At 42.1% G+C, this 17,286-nt stretch carries 13 protein-coding genes and 1 pseudogene; 5 read left to right on the top strand and 9 right to left on the bottom strand.

Features of this window, described 5'->3' with window-relative positions; translation table 11 throughout:
* Positions 1-53 precede the first annotated feature (53 nt).
* The 3 genes from lpdA (at position 54) to CRJ00_RS11240 (ending at position 3,553) form a co-directional block, all read left to right on the top strand.
* Positions 54-1,442 carry a dihydrolipoyl dehydrogenase gene (lpdA, locus tag CRJ00_RS11260; protein ID WP_099366975.1) on the top strand — a complete coding sequence of 463 codons (1,389 nt, stop codon included), beginning with the start codon at positions 54-56 and terminating at the stop codon, positions 1,440-1,442.
* 1,103 nt (positions 1,443-2,545) lie between these two features.
* Entirely contained in the window at positions 2,546-2,881 is a 336-nt protein-coding gene (locus CRJ00_RS11245; RefSeq protein ID WP_099366972.1) for a hypothetical protein, read from the top strand.
* A gap of 87 nt (positions 2,882-2,968) precedes the next feature.
* Entirely contained in the window at positions 2,969-3,553 is a 585-nt protein-coding gene (locus CRJ00_RS11240) for a hypothetical protein (protein WP_144038145.1), read from the top strand.
* 66 nt (positions 3,554-3,619) lie between these two features.
* Here CRJ00_RS11240 and CRJ00_RS11235 read toward each other — a convergent pair whose 3' ends face one another.
* The gene (locus CRJ00_RS11235) at positions 3,620-4,663 is read right to left on the bottom strand and encodes a DUF2157 domain-containing protein (RefSeq protein WP_099366970.1); all 1,044 of its coding nucleotides are present in this window, start codon (positions 4,661-4,663) and stop codon (positions 3,620-3,622) included.
* A 65-nt stretch (positions 4,664-4,728) separates the two neighbouring features.
* Here CRJ00_RS11235 and uvrA point away from each other — a divergent pair, with 65 nt between their 5' ends.
* Positions 4,729-7,566: an excinuclease ABC subunit UvrA gene (gene uvrA / locus CRJ00_RS11230; protein ID WP_099366969.1), complete on the top strand. Its 2,838-nt coding sequence runs from the start codon at positions 4,729-4,731 to the stop codon at positions 7,564-7,566.
* A 40-nt stretch (positions 7,567-7,606) separates the two neighbouring features.
* Here the strand turns inward: uvrA and CRJ00_RS11225 are convergent, their stop codons facing one another.
* The 6 genes from CRJ00_RS11225 to CRJ00_RS11200 form a co-directional block, all read right to left on the bottom strand.
* Complete coding sequence (locus CRJ00_RS11225; protein ID WP_167554214.1) at positions 7,607-8,038, bottom strand: energy transducer TonB; 432 nt, start codon at positions 8,036-8,038, stop codon at positions 7,607-7,609.
* 54 nt (positions 8,039-8,092) lie between these two features.
* Positions 8,093-9,073 carry a hypothetical protein gene (locus CRJ00_RS11220; RefSeq protein WP_099366967.1) on the bottom strand — a complete coding sequence of 327 codons (981 nt, stop codon included), beginning with the start codon at positions 9,071-9,073 and terminating at the stop codon, positions 8,093-8,095.
* A 30-nt stretch (positions 9,074-9,103) separates the two neighbouring features.
* Positions 9,104-9,754, bottom strand: coding sequence for an alpha/beta fold hydrolase (locus CRJ00_RS11215; RefSeq protein WP_099366966.1), 651 nt, complete (start codon positions 9,752-9,754; stop codon positions 9,104-9,106).
* A gap of 40 nt (positions 9,755-9,794) precedes the next feature.
* On the bottom strand, positions 9,795-11,909 hold the full coding sequence (locus tag CRJ00_RS11210) for a type IA DNA topoisomerase (RefSeq protein ID WP_099366965.1): 2,115 nt from the start codon (positions 11,907-11,909) through the stop codon (positions 9,795-9,797).
* A 64-nt stretch (positions 11,910-11,973) separates the two neighbouring features.
* A complete protein-coding gene (locus CRJ00_RS11205) occupies positions 11,974-13,320 on the bottom strand; it encodes a deoxyguanosinetriphosphate triphosphohydrolase (protein ID WP_099366964.1) in 1,347 nt (448 codons plus the stop codon).
* Between the two features lie 54 nt (positions 13,321-13,374).
* Entirely contained in the window at positions 13,375-13,779 is a 405-nt protein-coding gene (locus tag CRJ00_RS11200; RefSeq protein ID WP_099366963.1) for a hypothetical protein, read from the bottom strand.
* A gap of 75 nt (positions 13,780-13,854) precedes the next feature.
* Between CRJ00_RS11200 and CRJ00_RS11195 the strand changes: the two genes are divergently transcribed.
* On the top strand, positions 13,855-14,952 hold the full coding sequence (locus CRJ00_RS11195) for an aldose epimerase family protein (protein ID WP_257213763.1): 1,098 nt from the start codon (positions 13,855-13,857) through the stop codon (positions 14,950-14,952).
* Here CRJ00_RS11195 and argH read toward each other — a convergent pair.
* Entirely contained in the window at positions 14,949-16,289 is a 1,341-nt protein-coding gene (gene argH, locus CRJ00_RS11190) for an argininosuccinate lyase (protein WP_099366961.1), read from the bottom strand. The two genes, CRJ00_RS11195 and argH, sit on opposite strands and share 4 nt — an antisense overlap.
* A 777-nt stretch (positions 16,290-17,066) precedes the next feature.
* Positions 17,067-17,286, bottom strand: a pseudogene (locus tag CRJ00_RS11185) (IS110 family transposase); the annotation flags it as partial.

Raw genomic sequence — 17,286 nt, 5'->3', positions numbered from 1 at the left:
AAAATGCGTACTTTTGAGAATTGTATTTGCAAACATAACGACAATTAATATTTATGAATTACGACATTATTGTTATTGGTAGTGGACCGGGCGGTTATGTAGCTGCCATCAGAGCCTCTCAATTGGGTTTCAAAACAGCCATTATCGAGCGTGACGCATTAGGTGGAATCTGTCTTAACTGGGGCTGTATTCCTACAAAAGCATTGTTAAAAAGTGCTCAGGTATTCGAATACTTGAACCATGCTGAAGAATATGGTATTAAGGTAAATGGCGGAGAAGCCGATTTCGGTGCCATCGTAAAAAGAAGTCGTGGTGTAGCAGACGGCATGAGTAAAGGGATCCAGTTCTTGATGAAAAAGAACAAGATCGATGTGATCATGGGTACTGCAAAAATTAAAAAAGGCGGAAAGATTGAAGTTAAGGCTGCGGATGGTTCTACCAAGGAATACACTGCAAAACATACGATCTTAGCAACAGGTGCTCGTTCTAGAGAGTTACCTAATCTTCCGCAGGATGGAAAGAAAATCATAGGTTACCGTCAAGCGATGAACCTACCACAACAGCCAAAATCTATGGTGGTTGTAGGTTCGGGTGCTATCGGTGTTGAATTTGCCTATTTCTATAATGCGATCGGTACGAAAGTGACCATCGTGGAATTCATGGACCGTATTGTTCCTGTGGAAGATGAGGAAGTATCCAAACAATTGGAAAAATCCTTGAAAAAAGCGGGTATCAACATCCTAACCAAATCAGAAGTTCAGTCGGTAGATACCAAAGGTGATCTATGCAAAGTGAACATCAAATCGGATAAAGGTACGGAGGTTATCGAAGCGGAGATTGTTCTTTCTGCAGTTGGTATCACGCCAAATATTGAGAACCTAGGATTAGAAGAAGTTGGTGTTAAAACCGATAAAGGCCGCGTGGTAGTGGATGATTTCTACAAAACCAATATCGATGGTGTTTATGCGATCGGTGATATCGTGAAAGGTCAAGCTTTGGCGCATGTGGCTTCTGCAGAAGGTATCACTTGTGTAGAGAAAATCAAAGGTATGCATGTAGATCCAATCGATTACAACAATATCCCTGGATGTACGTACTGTTCTCCAGAGATTGCTTCTGTAGGATTTACTGAAAAAGCAGCGAAAGAAGCTGGATATGATATCAAAGTGGGTAAATTCCCATTCTCGGCATCGGGTAAGGCTTCGGCTGCTGGTGCAAAAGATGGTTTCGTGAAAGTGATCTTCGATGCTAAATATGGTGAGTTCTTAGGAGCACATTTGATCGGTGCCAATGTGACGGAAATGATCGCGGAAGTGGTTGTTGCGCGTAAATTGGAAAGCACAGGTCATGAGGTGCTGAAAGCAGTTCACCCTCACCCTACCATGAGTGAAGCTATCATGGAAGCCGTAGCGGATGCTTATGGCGAAGTGATACATTTGTAGTTAGATTATAGATGATAGATATTAGACATTAGAAGTATGTCGGATAGCAGGGGCTGTCTAAAAAAGATGTCTTAAAGAAATAACCCCGTCATTAAAAAATGGCGGGGTTTTTTATGGCAAACATAAAATTCAAAGTGCTTCTATCCAATAGTCCGAGTCTTTGACTCAAACAAAAAACGCTGTAGCCAGTGGAATCGGAGAGGAATCTCGTAATTGATCCAAGACCAATTAGAACAAACTATGAAATGGAAATTTATTTTTGTAACCCTAGCAATCGTCGTCATCATTGTAAACTTACCAATAATCAACAAGAACATTTTATTGATGATAGATGGAAATGATCCTTTTAGATATTCTAATTCGAATGCATCCTTTACACGAGAGGAGTCATTTGAATTTAAGGATCCTTATTTGACTAACTGGTCAATAAATCGTTTCATAGAAGAAACAAATCCTTCCGATGCAGACAAACAAGTCTTTCGTCTTTATAAAATCAATCCCTTATGTTTTTGGAGATGGTCTTACTATATTTCTATTAGCAGGAATTATAAGTATAAATCTTGGGACGATATAGGACTAAATCGAGTTCCATACGACCCGGAGAATATGTGGCAGGATTTTTAAAAGAAGTTATTTAAAAAAATCCGTGTTTTAAAGGAGAGGAAATGAAAAGTCAATAGAGGTGTCTAAAAAGTCACCTTCTTTTTCTATTATTTGGGATGTTATTAAAAATAATTTTTTTGTAAATTTTGGATAATAACATCTGTTTTATTATCCATTCCTAATATTGCAAATATCCTTTTCCAATGAAACTTGATCGATACAACTATTATACGCCCCAGTGTTGATAACGGATATGTGCCTTCCACCAATCTAAATAATAATATGAATTTTGAAATTGCTTATAGTTATTTGAATATTTTAAACCTGAGTGCCAAACAAGGATTAAACCTGTACGAAAATAAGCAGTCAAATAGGCAAAAAAACCATGATATTAACAACAATTTTCAGCATTTATGGGTGAACCTATATATTATGAACTACGTTCATACAAGCTTAAAAATCAAATTATTGACTATACCATACATTTTAACAATTAAGTTATGATCAAAACAAAAATCTCACCTTACCTTCTTTCTGTAAGCCTTTTACTTGTTGGATTTCTATCATCTTGTATTAGCACTAATCTGGCATATATGAAGAATCAAAATATGAACAAGCTCTCATTGGGCATGAACATTGAACAAGTTTCGGATCTATTAGGCAAAAAGTATGTTATTTCTAAAAAAGAAATTGTCAACCAAGACACGCTTGAAATAATATCATATAGAGGATTCCCAAATGATGAAGAAGTTTATTTATTTACGTTCAAAAATAATAAGTTAGAAAAATGGGAAAGAGAATTTATACCTAAATACAGAGTTATAGAACAAAAGTGATAACACTTTCTAGGTACAGATTTTTCATATAATAATTGATGTAGCGCCAAACCCATTCATGACGTTATTATTCAAAAACCAATAATTATGAAATCAATTTATTATTTCGCTATCCTTTCTATGCTGTTCCTTTCATGCGACAAAAATGGAGACACATTAAAGAATGGGAACAAAGTAGAATTGACAAAAGATGGTGTAGTTTTCATTGATGAGCAGTCTGCATTTTTACCTCCAGGAGCCAAGGATGGTCCAAGGTTGGAATATAATACTTACCCGGAAGGTTATTTGGGAGAAAAAATAGACCACCTATTTTTTACTGCAAACTTGCATCAAAAGGGAAATAAAAATTCTGATGGATTTTCTGTTCTCATATATCTACCGATCACCGATGCTGTAGTTTTACATAAGAAGTATGAATTAAAGCCAATGAATGGGGTTGAGATTTTTGAGGAGGGTTCAGGTGCTGAATCCCCCACTTTTAAACATTTTCCATTAATTAGATACAAGGAAGATTATAAGACCGACTATTATGGAACTGGTCATATCACTTTTACAAATTTTGATGCTAGTGGCAATCCAAGCAGATCTAAAGGCGAAGGATTAATAGAATTTACTATTCCAAATAAGACAGGTGGATTGTCAATCATAAAAGGTAATTTCAAAATTAAGTAATTAAAAAATTAAGCAAATAACCCAAAATTTTCTTCACACAATACTCTACCATCTAACATCTAAAATCTATAATCTTCCTTCTTTCCAAACCTTCTCTGCCCAACGGCCAACGAACCAGAAGGAAACAGCGATCAAGAGAAAGAAAATAGTACGGTTGATGTTATCCCAGAGGTATTCCACGAAACGGGTGTATAGGTTCAGTATGAAGAATACAAAACCGATATCCCTGGCGGCATGGTCCTTAGTTTTCATGCCATAGATGGCCAAGGCGAGGGATAGACCGATACCCAATAATCCCCAATAAAAGATCTGGAACTGTCGTACCTTCAGCCATTGTTCATAGTCGCTGAAGTTCCCGAAGATGGAAAGCAACCACAGGGCGATCATGGTATACAAAAGACCTACCACAAAAGAGGTGGACTGAAAGTAAACCAACTTCTTGATGCGCGGTTGGATAAAGTAGGCGAAAGCTGTCAACAATATTCCGAAAATGGTAAACCGCAACGGATAATTCATTCCCCAGAATTTAAAGCCCCAATTGCTATGATAGGCCGTCTCAGTGGCGAACCATATCCCCAAAGCCACCAAGGTAAATACCCAGATCAACTTGGAACTCAGTTTTACCGAAAGGACGGCATAGATGACTATGGATAACAAAAATAGAATCGTATAGTGGTTTTCGGTACGGTCAAGGATCTGCCCGAGGAAACCGATACTGGCGGCGGTGGAAAAAGATCCGGCCAACATCATGGTCTCATTGGAAAAAGTCTTATCCGGATATTTCTTTTTATTCCGGAAGCCCCAGAGGTAGAACATCACCGCCAAGGCAGCAAAAAACAGACAGAACACCACATTCGGGGTGTCGTAGAACTGCTGCACCAAGGTCTCCAGGTAATTATCGGAAAACATGGAGACGACCGCCAGGATTAAGGACGCTAAAGCGATCCACATGGCATATCGCGCAAGTACGCCCCACTCAAAACCCTTATCATCCAAATTGCCTTTCAGCTCTGCCACTTTCTCTCCAGGCAACAAGGCCTGATCTTCCCAATGTTTAAGCGCATCTTCGATGATTTCCCGCTCATTCTTACTTACGTCCAGCTTCTTCAAAATATCAAATTTGTTAATTAAAGGTAATAAAAATCAGTAACTTTGCATTTGCAAAAATTAGTTTGATGGCCCAACAAAAAACAATTGATCTTGGTGACCAAAGTGAGGTAGAAGTATTTGGAGCTCGAGTTCATAATCTGAAAAACATAGACGTATCTTTTCCTAGAAACCAACTGGTAGTCGTAACTGGCTTAAGCGGAAGTGGAAAATCTTCCCTGGCATTTGACACGATCTATGCCGAAGGTCAGCGCCGGTACATGGAGACCTTCTCGGCCTATAGCCGCCAATTCCTTGGTGGTATGGAACGACCTGATGTGGACAAAATCTCGGGCCTGAGCCCCGTGATCTCCATCGAGCAGAAGACCACCTCCAAGAACCCGAGATCTACCGTTGGAACCATCACGGAAATCTACGATTTCCTGCGTCTGCTCTATGCCCGTATCGGGGAAGCTTTTTCCTACGTTTCCGGCAAGAAGATGGAACGCATGTCGGATGATGAGATCACCGATAGGATCCTAAAAGAATTTGAAGGCGAAGGGATCTATATCCTGGCGCCCGTGGTAAAAGGCCGTAAAGGGCATTACCGCGAACTATTCGAACAGATCCGCAAACAAGGCTATACCAAAGTGCGTGTGGATGGAGAGATCTTGGATATCGCACCTAAAATGCAGGTGGACCGCTATAAGATACACGATATCGAGATTGTGGTAGACCGCATTTTGGTGGAGGTCAATTCCAGGAAAAGATTGTTCGACAGCATCGGACAAGCTCTAAAAACCGCAAAAGGGATTATCAAGATTGCCAATAAGGAAAATAAGGAACAGTTCTTCAGTAGGTATTTGATGGACGCCGAATCGGGCATCTCCTACGATGAACCCCAACCGAATACCTTTTCCTTCAATTCCCCCTATGGCGCATGCCCGCGTTGCGATGGTTTGGGCTACATCTATGAAATCGATAAGAAGATCGTTATTCCGGATCGCAGCCTGAGTATACAAAAAGGGGCAATTGTTCCATTGGGACCTTCCAAAGAGTCCTGGACTTTTGCCGTATTAAAGGCCGTAGCTAAAAAATATGACTTCTCCTTAACAACAGCCATCGAAAAATTACAGGAAGATACGATCGATATGCTTCTCTTCGGTGCTGAAGAACCGGTGAACCTTACGGTATCCTATGGTTCATACGGTGCTAGGGAATATAATGTGCAGTTCCAGGGTATTTTCAAGATGCTGGAAGAAATGAGCGGGAAATACCAGGATGATAATCAATCCTTGGAGGAATTCAGAACCCAAGTAGTCTGTCCGGAATGCGAAGGCGCAAGATTAAAAAAAGAATCCCTGCATATCAAGGTAGATCAAAAGAATATTGCGGAATTGGCAGAAATGGATATTGTTGCCTTGTTCCATTGGTTCGATGGGATCGAAGAAAGACTTTCTGAGCGCCAGAATATCATTGCAACCGAGATCATCAAAGAAATCAAGACCCGTATCGGGTTCCTATTGGATGTAGGTCTGAATTATTTGACCTTGAACCGCAGCTCGAAAACCCTTTCCGGCGGGGAGGCCCAACGTATCCGTTTGGCCACCCAGATTGGTTCCCAATTGGTGAATGTACTTTATATCCTGGATGAGCCAAGTATTGGTCTCCATCAGCGCGATAATGAACGCTTGATCAATGCCCTGAAAAACCTTCGGGATATCGGCAATTCCGTTCTCGTTGTGGAGCATGATAAGGATATGATCATGCATGCCGATTATGTGATCGACATGGGCCCAGCAGCCGGTGTATTCGGTGGTAAGGTAGTGGCACAAGGAACGCCAAAGGAATTAATGAAGGCGCATACCCTAACCACGGATTACCTGAACGGTACAAAACAGATTCATTATAACAAAGAAAAACGCGCAGGAAATGGCCATACGCTTTCATTAAAAGGCGCTAAAGGGCATAACCTGAAGAATGTGAGCATCGATATCCCCTTGGGGAAATTGGTGCTGGTAACGGGTGTATCGGGTTCTGGTAAATCCAGCCTCATCACCAATACCCTATATCCGATTCTGAACCATCATTTCTTTAGGGCAAAAGCAAAACCGCTTCCCTACAGCAAGATCGAAGGCTTGGAACATGTGGATAAGGTGATCGAGATCGACCAATCACCGATTGGAAGAACGCCTCGATCCAACCCTTCCACCTATACCGGTGTATTTTCAGATATAAGAGCTTTATATGTACAGCTTCCGGAAGCAAAAATCCGCGGCTATAAACCCGGCAGATTCTCCTTCAATGTAAAAGGTGGGCGTTGCGAAACCTGCCAAGGAGCAGGTATGAAGATCATCGAGATGAATTTCTTGCCGGATGTTCAGGTTCCTTGTGAAACCTGTAATGGAAAGCGCTATAATCGAGAAACCTTAGAGGTGAGGTATAGAGGAAAGTCGATTTCTGATGTTCTGGATATGAGTATTGATGAAGCGGTGACTTTCTTTGAGAATATCCCTTCCATTTATCGGAAGATCAAGACCCTGCAGGATGTAGGATTAGGCTATATTACACTAGGGCAATCCTCTACCACCCTTTCCGGAGGGGAAGCACAACGGGTAAAACTAGCGACCGAACTTTCGAAAAAAGATACCGGAAAAACATTCTACATTTTGGATGAACCAACAACTGGATTACACTTTGAGGATGTCAATGTGTTGTTAGGGGTGATCAACAGGCTGGTGGACCGTGGAAATACCATGATGATCATTGAGCACAACATGGACATGATCAAAGCGGCCGATTGGGTGATCGATATGGGACCTGAAGGTGGCAAAGAAGGTGGCAAGGTATTGTTCCAAGGAACTCCGGAAGACCTGATCAAACACAAGAACAGCGAAACAGGAAGGTTCCTGAAGCTGGAAATGTAAGGGATCAATTGGGTCTTAGGTAAAAAATGCTGTCTGAAGATTATAGATCATCGATCAATACGGCTGTAATATGTTGCCTAAACCGTGTTCTTACGGGTTTATCATTTTTCAAGGCAGGCTTCCATTTAGGTGATTTTTTCATCACCCGGAGGGTTTCATCCACAAAGGCGGGACTAAGTTTATCTTTATTGATGACATCCACATCGCAGACCGATCCATCCTCACAGACGGTAAACTCCATGATGGCCGTTTGTTTAGCACCAAAATCGGCATATTGGGTACTATCCATCATTTCAATGGCATCCAGAAGATTGATGTTCTTGGTCAGGAACTGCTGCCAATTCCGCGAACCACCATTAAACTCCGGGATCCGATCCACATCCTTTACAATACTGGTATCCACTTTTGTCTGTTCTTGGGCAGTTGCAAAAGTAACGAGGAGAGCCAATATGGGGATAAAAAACAAGCGCATAATCATAGTATGATTATAAATATACAAAAAAACCAGCAATAAGCTGGTTTTGTTCTATTTAGGGAGTTGAATATCTTTCTTAAATCCACCGTTTTCATCGGTCAAAAAACTCATTGGCTGATCCGGATTTTTGATGATCTCAAACAGCGTGAATCCCCAAGGCTTCCAAAAGTTCTCCAGGACCTGTCCGTAGGTCTTCACCTGCCAATTATCAAAAATAGGCTTCATCGTCCAGTCGTTCAAAGGCATCGGCTCTACAAAAACCTTATCGGGAACTTCCATATACGTATATTCCGGAAGGCGGTTGAACAGATAGGCCGAATAGAAATACCGGGCACAGATTTCCTCGAATTGAATAGGATGCAAGGTTTCCCCTTTAATTTTTGCCAATGCTTCTTCATGATAGATGGCATGGGTGCCATTATCCTGTAAGGTAGCGATCAAACCAAAATCACCCATACGCAAGGAAAAGATCAAGGTATTGATCTCATCCCTATACATAAAGGTATTCTCCGGATTATCTACCGGAAACACTTCAATGGTAAAAGGGTTTTTATGTTCAAATTCCATGGGAACAATCAAGGACTGCAACATGGCATGCAGGTTCCGGAATTTTTGGACCAGCGCCTGGGAGAAGTTCATTTCTTCGCCCGAAAGTACGGCCTGTTTGATACCTGCCTGGATCTCATTGAACACAACGCCGTAAAGTATTTTTGAAATCCATTGGAACAATTCCAATTGGCTAAGGTCCTTCATAGCTTCATATCCGATCTCCGCAGCTTTTTGAACTTTATTCTCCAGTTGGGAAATGGTCTTCGAAACTTCTGCTGAGCAGGGCAGCTGCAATTGCTTATAGGTACGCATGCTTTCATCCAACATCTTGAAGGGTTGGTCTTCCAATTGGAAAGCCTGCATCATCCAGACCGGAAAAACCTGGATCCGCTCATCTGCAGAGCTAAGGGTTTTACCGGATAAAAAACAGGTGTTCGGGTCAAATTTAAAATCCAAGAACGGATTATACAGTTTTGTCGCCATAGGCAGCAAAGGTAAGGGAAATGATGTATACTAGTTCAAAAAATTCTTGATTGGGAAGGAAAGTTCGGCTGCTTTATTCCAGACCATGAAATGCCCGCCTCCTTTTATCCGGATGCTGTAATCCACATGTTGAATGGGAAGAAGATGGTCCTTATCGCCATGCAGGTGTAAGCAGTTCACCGGAACCTGTTTATTCTCCCAATGAACGATCTTATCGATGGCCCATTTCAGAAATTCCGGATCCGTATCCTGAATGATTTCCTTGAAAAATTCCTGATCTGCTTCGTCCTTGACACCAAAAAGCCAGGTCAGCACCTTCATGGATGCTTTACTGCTTGTGGCCTCGGGCAATAGTTTATGGAGGGAAAGCCATTTGGAAATACCCAATAGTTTGGGTAGTTCATCCTTTGTTTTGGCGGAAGAGATCAATACCGTTTTTTTGAAATCGTAATATTTTGCCAATTCAGAAACGCACATGCCGCCAAAGGAAAGCCCAAGGACGAGCGCTCCTTGTTTGGGGATCTGATAATGGTCGGCCAAACGAAACACATAACTTTCAAAAGCTTCGGAAGGTCGTGGCTTTAGCCAATCGACATAAACCACTTCAAAACCCGAAAGATCCAATTTGGCAAATACCCGACGGTCTGCCCCCAAACCAGAAAAGACATAGATTTTCTCCATATCCCTAAGGTAGTGAAAAGAGCTTGTATTATTTTGCTTACTAAGCGATATTTACTTTGAAGTTCTCGAACAGAAGAGCGGCGTCCTGCAGCTGTCCTTGTTGGTTTTTCACGCCTTTAAGCACCGATGTTTTTCCTTTTTCCAGGAGATTCTTCATTTCCTTTTCTTCCAGGAAAACACCGTTCAGCGTACGCCAGATCTTGAAATCACAACCTCGGGCATAATGATCGCATTGGGCAACTTTCTCAAACAGATGGATCTGACCATTGGCACATTTAGGGCATTTGATCTTCCCTTTCTGCAATGGTTTCAACTCTTCATGGGCAATGGCAATGCGCAGCTGCAATAATTCCTTGGTGATCTTCTCCGTATAGTCCTTGATATGTTTCATGAACACCTCATAGCTCACCTTATTCGCACGCATTTCCTCCAGTTTCTGTTCCCATTTTCCGGTCAAGGTTACTTTAGCAATAGAGCGATCCTTGACCAATTGGTAAACTGCCAACCCCTTTTCGGTAGGGATCAGTTTCTTTTTGTCCCTTTTGATGTAGTCCCGTTGGAACAGGGTTTCAATGGTGGCTGCGCGGGTAGCAGGAGTTCCCAAACCACAGTCTTTCATTGCCTGACGCATTTCCTCGTCCTCGATCTCTTTTCCGGAGGTTTCCATGGCCTTTAGCAGAGAAGCTTCTGTATGTATAGGCTTAGCCTTGGTAAAACGTTCAGAGAGTTCGATCTGTAATACTTCTAATATTTCTGCCGGTGAAAGTTTGGGTAATTGCGCGTTTTCATTATCCTGATCGTCGTTATTTTTATCATCTTCGGGGATTTCGACCTGATCAGCAGACAAGCGCCAGCCATACTGTCGGATTACGGTACCTTTAGCGATCAATTCGATGCCGGCCGCATCAATGTTTACCGTGGTGATATCCTTGATACAAACCTCCGAAAAACTCTCCACCATCCGCTTAGCGATCATGTTGTAGATATTTTGCTGATCCATTGGCATAGGAGCAGGTTTTTCATCCGTAACGAGCAGGGCATGGTGGTCGGTGACTTTCTTATCATCTACCGATCGTTTATTCAGCTTAGCTCCTATCAGGTTTTTACTGATCACAGCAATGCTTTCTGTCGCCGTATCGGCCAGGTGTTGAAATAATTCTTCGATCTTTTCAAACACATCCTCGCCAATGTAGCGGGATCCGGTACGCGGATAGGTGATGACCTTTTTTTCGTATAGTGTTTGGGCGATACTGAGCGTCTGATCGGCTGAATAACCATATTTCTTATTCGCATCCTGCTGAAGGGAGGTAAGATCGAACAATAAAGGCGGTTGCTCCTTCGTTTCCTTGGCCTCTACATGCGTTACTTGGGCGTCCATGCCCACCTGTAGCTTGGCTACGCTGGCTTCGGCATCCTCCTTCTTATCGATTTTCTGGCTAGTGGCTTTGAAGGAGATTCCATCTTTTTCAAAACCCGCCTGTATTTTGTAGAATGCGGTTGGTTTAAAATCTTTATTCTCCAGGTATCTGGCACAGATCATCGCTAGGGTCGGTGTTTGCACCCGCCCTAAGGATAATAGGCCTTTATTTCCTGCAGCCAAAGTAAGGGCTTGGGTGGCATTGATACCGATAAGCCAATCGGATTCTGACCGAGAACGGGCAGATTGGTAAAGGCTATCGTATTCGGAACCGTCCTTCAGGTTGGCAAAACCTTCTTTAATGGCCTTATCGGTCTGCGAAGAGATCCAAAGACGTTTGAATGGAATATTTGATCGAAGGTAATAGTAGATGTTCCGGAAGATCAGCTCCCCTTCTCGCCCCGCATCCGTCGCCACAATGATTTCTTCCGCTTGATCGATCAGCCATTTGATGGTGTTCAACTGTTTCAATGCTCCGGCATCATCCACCTGTTTCCCATCCTTACGGACCTTCTTCACTTCTAAGGCAAAGTTTTCAGGAATAATAGGCAGATTGGATACCGACCAATTGTGAAAACCATAAGCCTGCGGCGTACATAATTGAACCAAATGCCCAAATGCATAGGTAAAGGCATATCCATTTCCACTGATATATCCATCCTTAACTTCCTTTGCCCCCATAACCCGGGCCAAATCCCTCGCCACAGAGGGTTTCTCTGCTATCACAACGGTACGCATCTTTATCTTCTAATTAATAAAGTAATCTGTCTAAATACTAAATACAATCTACTAAATACTCAAATTAATCCAGCGAGGCAATCGATATCCCCTTGATCTTCCTATAAAGATCTACGGCATACACATCGGTCATCCCGGACACAAAATCCAATACGGATCGGATCTTGGAATAGGTATCCTCCTCCTTACTATGGAATTGGGAAGGGATCATGGCAACCAATTTTTTATCGAAAAGAGATTTGTTCGATTTCAGATAGGCCGGCACGAATTCCTCCAATAGCGCATTCATTACCTTGAAACCGGCAATTTCAATCTGCACCACAGTTGCAGCATTGTATATTTTCTTAACAGAAATCTGGGAAATTGTTTTCATATGGGCGACGATATCCTCATCCAATGCATCCATCAGTGGTTTTTGGAAAGTTCCAGCCAGAAATTGGTCTTGGTTATCCACAAAAACCTCTGCGCAGGCATTGATCAAGGTATTGATGGCTTTTGCGCGCAAAAGTGCGACCCTGCTGGAAGGATCTTCCAGATCTGCCAAACGGGACTTTAGGTTTTCACCCCCACATAAAGGTAACAATAAGGCTTCTACCTCTTCGTAACTCAATATCTTCAGGTGATGGGCATCTTCCAGATCGATAATATTATAACAGATATCATCCGCCGCTTCTACCAAATACACCAAGGGATGCCTCAGGTATCCTTGAGGATTGGCTGGATCTCTTTCAAGTCCCAACTCTTGGGCAATCTTTTCAAAGGTTTCTTTTTCTGCATCGAAGTACCCGTACTTTTTACGGTGATGGGATCCTTTGATATGGCCATCAATGGCAGCACAAGGATATTTTACGATGGCCGCAAGGCTGGTATAGGTCAATGCAAAACCTTTCGGATCCTTTCCATTAAATGGATGGGTCAGGATGCGCAAGGCATTGGCATTCCCTTCAAAATGGGTGATATCTGCCCATTGTTCTTTCGTTAGCATCTCCTGGTATTTCTGCCCTTTACCATCGGTAAAAAAGGAAGAAATAGCGGCTTCGCCGGAATGTCCGAATGCAGGATTTCCCAGATCGTGGGATAGACAGGCTGCAGAAACAATATTGCCGACCTCCTGAAGGTAAGGCGCTTCTTCATCAACATTAGGGTTGTTCTTTTTCAGCAGGTTATAGAACAAGCGTCCCAATGACCTACCAACCGAGGCAACCTCCAAACTATGGGTCAACCTGTTGTGGACAAACACTGCGCCTGGCAATGGAAATACCTGTGTTTTATTTTGTAAACGTCTAAAAGGAGAGGAAAAAATCAAACGGTCATAATCCCGTTGAAATTCCGATCGTGCATCAAATTGTTCACTTGGCACCCGATCTTCATATCCCCACCTCTTTGCTGATATCAATTGTTTCCAGTTCATCTCTAATCTAGGATTTTGGATTGCAAATATACGTTTTTAAAAGGGGAGCTTGGCCTAAAAGTTGGATTTTCGGCGGAAGAAACCCATCAACAGATTAATCGGATAGATGAGCTGCATCCATAGGAGGATCGCCATGGAACCGGTAAATAATTCGGATATTTTATCCATGGCATACCGCTGGAGAAAGGAGTAGCTGATGATGTTGATGGACAGGAACGTAAAACAGATAAAATGCATATATCCCCAACGGGAAGATTGCAGGAATTTAAAGGTAAAAAGGTAAAGCAAGGCAAATACTAGGGCGGTAAGGGCTAAAACCCAAACAATATTTCGTTCGGGAAAAACATATTGATCGCCTTGAAAGGGAATACGAGCGATGGCGTCGGCAGGTACCACCAGCATGGAAAAGAGAAACAATAGGAAACTGAGCAGAAAGAATAAGGCGTAGAGTTTGTTCATATACTTGATTTTTACCAATTTACAAAAATCAGAAGAAATATTAAAGCCTTTTCTCGTTGCTAAGGCGTTGCATATTTGCTATCTTTAGAAACGATAACCGAGAATAACATGACGACTTACCCGCTACCTTTAGCAAAGGATTTTGAAGACAAGATAAACAATAAGAACACCCACCTGATCACGTTGAGAAACCGGGCCGGGATGCAGATTGCCCTAACGGATTATGGCGCCCGATTGGTGAGTGCATTGGTACCGGATAAGTATGGTAACCTGATCGATGTGGTCTTGGGTTTTGACAGTATAAAAGGTTATGTGAATGCCCAGGAACAATATCACGGGGCTACGATCGGTCGGTTCTGCAACCGTATTGCAGCAGGTAAGTTCTGTATTGATGATCAGGAATTCACCCTCTCGCTGAACAATGGCCCGAACAGTCTACATGGCGGAAAGGAAGGTTTTCATACCAAAGTATGGGACAGGCAGGTCAGTTTTAAGAAACTGGTGGATTTCTATTATGTCTCTGCCGATGGTGAGGAAGGTTTTCCGGGAGAACTGAAGACTTCGGTATCCTATGAGCTGAGCAATGAGAATGAGATCATCATCAAGTTTCGAGCGACCACAAATGCCACCACCATCATCAATTTGACCAACCATGCCTATTTCAACCTAAATGGCGAAGGTAATGGCGATGTGTTGAACCATATCGTTCAAATAAATTCGGATGAATTTGTTCCGATCAACAATCAACAGATCCCGGAAGGTGGTGTTATGCCGGTGGAAGGTACGGCCTTTGATTTTAGGGAGCCAAAAAGCATCGCACAGGATTTTGAAGCCAAAGAGGAACAATTGATAAATGGGACAGGTTATGACCATTGCTTTGTGAACAAACAACCGTTAAGCCAAGCCGTAGCGCATGCCTATTCGAAGGACAGTGGAATTTGTATGGAGGTATTTACGTCGGAGCCAGGCCTGCAATTCTATACCGGAAATTTCCTGGCCGATGACCTAGGAAAATCAGGACATAAATATTTGAGGTATGGGGGCTTTTGTTTTGAGGCCCAGCATTATCCGGACAGTCCTAACCAAAAAGGTTTCCCGACAGTGCTTTTAAAACCTGGAGAGGTGTTTCAGAGTGAGATTCGATATAAATTCAGCATAAAAAAGGAGGCTTAAGCCTCCTTTCTCAATAATTCGTTTAACGCTTTCTCCACCTTTTCGAATCCGAACTCAGCTTTGACCTGCTGGAACATGCGTTCGATCTGGTCGTTGCAAAGGTTTCCTATACTTCCCTCATGGGTATGGTTTACCTCTTTCGCTGGTTGGAATTTCCCTTCTTCAATCGCTAATCCTATGTTTTTATAGGCTTCCCGGAACGGGATACCATTTAGTACCTCATTGTTGACAACCTCTACCGAGAACAAGTAATCGTATTTAGGGTCATCTAAGATATTATCTTTAATACTGATATTCTCCAACATGTATTTCGCAATAGCCAAACAGTCATTAAGGGATTGGAATGCTGGAAACAGGTTTTCTTTCAGCAATTGCAGATCACGGTGATAACCTACCGGAAGATTGCTGGTCATCATGGCAATTTCGTTTGGTAATGCCTGGATCTTATTGCACCTGGAACGGATCAATTCAAATACATCGGGATTCTTCTTATGCGGCATGATGCTGGATCCGGTCGTCAAATGGGCCGGAAAAGAAATGAAACCGAAGTTCTGGTTGATGAACAAGGTGACATCCATGGCAAACTTTGCCAATGTAGCCGCAATGGAACTCATCGCTTGGGCAAGGATCCTTTCGGTCTTGCCTCTTCCCATCTGCGCATAAACCACATTGTAGTTGATATCTTCAAATCCCAATAAGTTGGTGGTCATGGTACGGTTCAATGGAAAAGAAGACCCATAACCTGCGGCAGATCCCAATGGATTCTTATTACAGATATGCCAAGCTGCTTTTAAAAAATGAAGGTCATCCACCAAACTTTCCGCATAAGCGCCGAACCATAATCCAAAGGAAGAAGGCATGGCGATCTGTAGGTGGGTATAACCCGGCATCAATACCTGCTTATGCTGATTGCTCAGTTGGATAAGCTGCTGGAAAAGAGCTTCGGTATTTTTAAAGATGGATTCGATCTCTGATCGGAAATATAATTTCAGATCCACCAATACCTGATCATTTCTTGACCTCCCGGAATGGATTTTCTTGCCGGCTTCTCCAATCCGTTGGGTAAGCATCATTTCTACTTGGGAATGCACATCCTCGACCGAATCTTCGATCTGGAATTTGCCATCCAGGATTTCTTGGTAGATATTTTTTAGTTCTTTTTGGACCAGGGATAGGTCCTCATCTGTCATCAGGTTGATGCTGTTAAGCATTCGGGTATGCGCAAGGGAACCCAATACATCTGCACCTGCTAGGTGCATATCCATTTCACGGTCCTGCCCTACGGTAAATGACTCGACAAACGAATCAACATCTATATTTTTTTGCCAAATTTTCATGTGTGCGGTATCTCGAACAAAAGTACCAATATCTGTAGAATTTACAATATGGAATCAAAATCTGTTGAATTGTTGTGGGATTGGGGATGGGTTGTGGTTGGAATGTAGCTGGAATGTGGCTGGGTTTATTCAATTCTTTACAGAAGCTTCATGTTTTTTTAAATTTTTGTTGACAATTATTTCATAATTGGATTTTAGACTGGAAATTTTAACAATTTTTAACAGCTTTTCCGTTTTAGCAAGGTTTTAATGCAAATTTGGGGCGGTGGTTTGGTTAGAAATGGCTTGGATTTTAGCCTGTCTGAAAAAAGCAATCTTGGAGTAATAAGGAAAATACAGCCAAATTAATTAAGTAACTACTTACTTTTTTTTAAAAAACAATTTGCAGTAAAGTCTTTAAAGACCTATGTTTGTGATGTAAAGGGAGATGAAAAGAAATAAAAAGTGAGTTTACACTCACACTAATAACCACCCAAAGAAACTAAAAAATGATAGACCTGAATGTCTTAAAACTTTGAAAGAAATTATTCTATCCAATTATAAACTAATTTTGATTAAAGACTTGTCACCATGCCCACGACAAGTCTTTTTTTATTGCGATTTTTTTTGAAAATCGTCATTGCGTAATTCGTCATTGCGAGGAGGCCTTTTTTGGCGTCATTGCGAGGAGGCACGACGAAGCAATCTTTCGATTAGTGTAAAGATTGCTTCGTTCCTCGCAATGAACTGTGTATATATCCAAATAATAAATTAAATTTTCTCCAAATAATATTCTGATTAGGCCGCTTTTGCGATGTAGCCCTTTCCAGATTTTGCGATGGCGAATGCCTGTTTGATCAGTTTGTTCACCACTGCTATGATTGCGACCTTGTAGGGTTTTCCCTTTTCCATCAACCTCCCATAAAGCCCGCTGCAGGCGGTGTTGCTCCTGATGGCGGATATTGCCGCCATGTACAGCACCTTTCTGACCTGGCCCATCCCCATCTTGCAGATATGT

Origin of the sequence: Sphingobacterium sp. 1.A.4, from assembly GCF_002734245.1 — a bacterium.
GTDB lineage: Bacteria > Bacteroidota > Bacteroidia > Sphingobacteriales > Sphingobacteriaceae > Sphingobacterium > Sphingobacterium tenebrionis.
This window is presented reverse-complemented; position numbering and strand designations above follow the sequence as displayed.